Below are 3,518 nucleotides of genomic sequence, written 5' to 3' on the forward strand. Positions count from 1 at the left end.
TGTAAGGTGCCGGACGTGGTGCGGCCTAACAGGTTCATGTGATCATGTTCATAAAGTGCCAAAACATCAGTACCCGCCGTTAGACTGGCACGAAAGGCATTCGGGGCGAACTGTTCGACAAACTCATCCCACAAGAGACGGGATCGGCTGTTCCACCGGATCGCGTAGCCGACCAGCTTTTTATCTGACGCTGACAAGGAAGCGGTGCGGATTTCAAAATCGTTATTCATCTATGGACTCCAAGACTGAAAAGGGGCGTTGTGCCCCTCTTGCTTATTTGCCGGCTTTCAGTTCCAGCACCTTGATCGCGTTGGAGTCCACCAAGCCCCCGCCCAGATACTTATCGGTATGTACCTTATAAAATCCCGGTTCGGTAATATTGTCGGGACGGGTGCGGGTGCCTGTTTCATGGTCAACAATGAAGTAACCGCGCTTGAAGTCACCCAGACCGATAACGTTATCCGGCATAAATTCAAGATAGTGGACAGGTAAGCCCAGCAGCATATCCGGATCACCGGCTTGCAAACGTTCCCGCCAGATGTAATCGCCATTGCCGTTTTTCAGCTTCTGCACCTTGGCGGCGGTCGTGGAGTTCATCACCCAGACGGCATTCTTGCGGTACTTGTGCTTAAGCAAAAACTTAAGGTCAATCAGGCTGTCGGCCTCAAGACTGGCAACTTCCAGCTTTTGCAGGGTACCGAAAGCGCGTGTTTTGTCGGCTTGGGTATCACGGGGATAAGACAGGAAGCCTTTCGCCTTTTTGCTGCCGTCACCACTGACAAGATCCGTTTCTTCGGTATCGACGAAGGTGTCTGCAATTTCAGCGGTCAGCCAGCCCAAGATATCCACGTCGCTAAAGTCGATGATTTCTTGCGTGGTTTTAGGGTAAGCGTAAACTGGGAACAGCTTAATGCTGACTTCCTCCATCTTCGGTGTGGTTGTCTCTCCGCGTGCCTTGCCCTCTTCACCATGGGCTACCGCTGCGCCACCGACCGAAACTAACTGCTTGTATTCGTTGCTGCGTGTGGTCTTGAGGGTACAGATCCGGCGCATGACCGACTCATCAGCCAATTGCTGCATGATTTGTTTGTTCAGTTCGGGAATAACGGTATAGCCACCCTCGGACGGCACGCCCGTAGACAAGGTGCGGGTTTCTCCGGTCAGGATATAGTGGCGCAGTTCGTCATTACTGAGTTTTTCGCTGGTTGGCTGGGCTTTTGCCTGACTGCACTCTTCATCAGACAGCGCCTCATAACGGGCAATTTCGGCATTCAGGGCATCGGACTGGCTGCGCAGTTCGTCGAATTGTTTGGCTTCCTCTTCGGTCAGGGAACGTTTTTCAGTTTCGGCTTTGGTGAGCAGGGTGCGCATTTGTTCGGTAAGGGTTGCCTTTTGCTGGCGTAGTTCGAGGAGTTTTTTCATGAAATGGTTTCCGTAAACAAGAATGTCAAGACGTGAAACCAGCTCCAAAAGGGGTAGGCCGAATAATCTTTTTCTGCGTCTCGCAGGCTACTTCTCGCAGCTTGATTAAACGGCCTGATGGCGGCTCACGTCTGAGTGCCATTTCTTAATATATCTATGAAAAATAGAATAAAAAGCCCTCGATATAGGAGGGCTAAACTTGCGGAAACATGAGGACGGAATATTTACAAAAATTTTCAATTACATAACTTAATGTCTTTAACATAAGTAGTCGGTGACATCCATGAAATTTTTTCACAAACCAAGTAGCCATCATTTTTCAGTTGATAACCTACAAAAAAAGATATCGGAAAACCGATAATTAATGAAATAAACATTAACTTGCTCAAATATTTCACTATACATTCATTATATTTTGGCAATCTATTAAATATGAAAAAAAAAGCAGACCCTGCCATAGAATAAAATATTAGTGGAAATGATAAAAAGTACATCACAACCGCACCAGAAAACACTATCAAATCTTTCATAAGCACTAAAGAAATAATGTATTCGCTAACAGGAATCATAACGCTTGTAACTACAATAAGCATTATCAAAGAGCCTAATAATTTAATGTATTTATTCTTCATCTAATATTACCTAATCCATTAAATATTTGTTGCAGGTTAGCCTCTGGTGTTCTTTTCTTTCTATCAATCTCATTTTTAATATATTTTATAACTTTATCACTTATTTGATATTGTTTATCAAGATAATCCAATCCTATAGCTACCCCTATCCCAACGAGGAATACAATACCTGCTACGGCAACAACACTTCCCCCTACAAGCGCAGTAGCTGTTAATAATGAACCTACAGCCCAAGAGGAAGCAGCAATAATAGCAGTTTTAGCCATATCCATTGTTATATTGCCAATAAAATCAGCCAATGTATATTCATCTTTAAATATACCTTCAATAATTCGATAACCAATAGAAAAAATAATACAAAACCTAACTCCACCAATGACACTTGAATTAAGACCTTGCTGTCCTATTCCCATCATTAACATTTGAGGATGATTGGCACAATATCGCGTTCCTTGGATAATACGTCTAAGACCTGCATGCCCTGATATATGAATATACCTTCTTCCATTTTCTCCTATATGCTCTGTAGCTGTAATGCCCAATCTCTTAAATTCTCGAATAACATCATATAAGCTACGTGAATCATAGATATTTCCAGCATAGGTAGAAATAGGATCTGTGACAGAAAACACATATGACATAGGACTTTTTTTATTGTTATCTACTTCCATACCTCTTGCAAAGGCTTCTCCGTAACTTGGATTTTCTGCTTCCGTACCTCTTGCAAAGGCTTCTCCATGACTTGGATTTTGTGGACGGCGGGGACTGATATCCTCAATAATACTTTTGGCTTCTGATAATGAAAGAACGATGTGATATTGGGTATTATCACTCAATACTTTTTCTAACCCAATGGCATCAAAAAATTCATGCTGGGGTTTTAGCTGATTAATTCCCACATTACCCCTTAAAACATCGCCCATATAACCATCCCAAGTGGGATTATATTTCTTATGTGTCATTCCTCAATTCTCCATAATATCCGTTATAAATAATTTCATTAGTTACTATTAAGTAATGTAACAATCAAGTGATTTGTGCCACGACTCCCATATAGCATCAATTAAACAGGATATAACAGCAATTCTTATCTATTCCAGCATGAATAAAAGATCACCAGCAAAATTGTGATTAACCTCTCTTCTTAAATAAAATCAGATAATTACCTGATTTAAATTTCAGATAGCACCCTAATAAAAAAACAAATTGATGCACTAAATTTATCTTCTTAGATTCATCCGGCTTTTATTTGCCTGCCAGAAGATACCCCCTAAAAATCTTTTTCACCCTCTCAGTTATGCACCCTCTGCACAATCCCCTGAAAGCCTTGCTACATCAGGGTTTGATGCAATTAATATGATATTCACTGACTGTATCATCTGTTCACCCATTTTTTACCCTAATGAAGAGAATGTACAGTTGATGTATAGTTAAAAAATAACTATACATCTATTATTTTCTTTT

The 3,518-nt window shown here is 41.5% G+C and carries 4 protein-coding genes; all 4 read right to left on the reverse strand.

All coding sequences use genetic code 11. The features are described 5' to 3' along the window. Positions 1 to 230 (reverse strand): HK97 family phage prohead protease (locus PSI17_RS16190; protein WP_273552944.1); only part of this gene is annotated, 230 nt, incomplete at its 3' end. A 43-nt stretch (positions 231 to 273) separates the two neighbouring features. Further along, entirely contained in the window at positions 274 to 1,422 is a 1,149-nt protein-coding gene (locus PSI17_RS16195) for a phage major capsid protein (protein ID WP_273552945.1), read from the reverse strand. A 236-nt stretch (positions 1,423 to 1,658) separates the two neighbouring features. Beyond that, positions 1,659 to 2,054: a DUF1240 domain-containing protein gene (locus tag PSI17_RS16200; protein ID WP_273552946.1), complete on the reverse strand. Its 396-nt coding sequence runs from the start codon at positions 2,052 to 2,054 to the stop codon at positions 1,659 to 1,661. Further along, entirely contained in the window at positions 2,051 to 3,016 is a 966-nt protein-coding gene (locus tag PSI17_RS16205) for a hypothetical protein (RefSeq protein WP_273552947.1), read from the reverse strand. Before PSI17_RS16205 ends, PSI17_RS16200 begins: the two co-directional genes overlap by 4 nt. Between the last annotated feature and the right edge of the window lie 502 nt (positions 3,017 to 3,518).

The organism is Xenorhabdus sp. IM139775 (assembly GCF_028598745.1).
Lineage (GTDB): Bacteria > Pseudomonadota > Gammaproteobacteria > Enterobacterales > Enterobacteriaceae > Xenorhabdus.

Coding starts and splice junctions, on each gene's coding strand:
- PSI17_RS16195 (WP_273552945.1), bottom strand. CDS start 1,422: ATGAAAAAACTCCTCGAACTACGCCAGCAAAAGGCAACCCTTACCGAA.
- PSI17_RS16200 (WP_273552946.1), bottom strand. CDS start 2,054: ATGAAGAATAAATACATTAAATTATTAGGCTCTTTGATAATGCTTATT.
- PSI17_RS16205 (WP_273552947.1), bottom strand. CDS start 3,016: ATGACACATAAGAAATATAATCCCACTTGGGATGGTTATATGGGCGAT.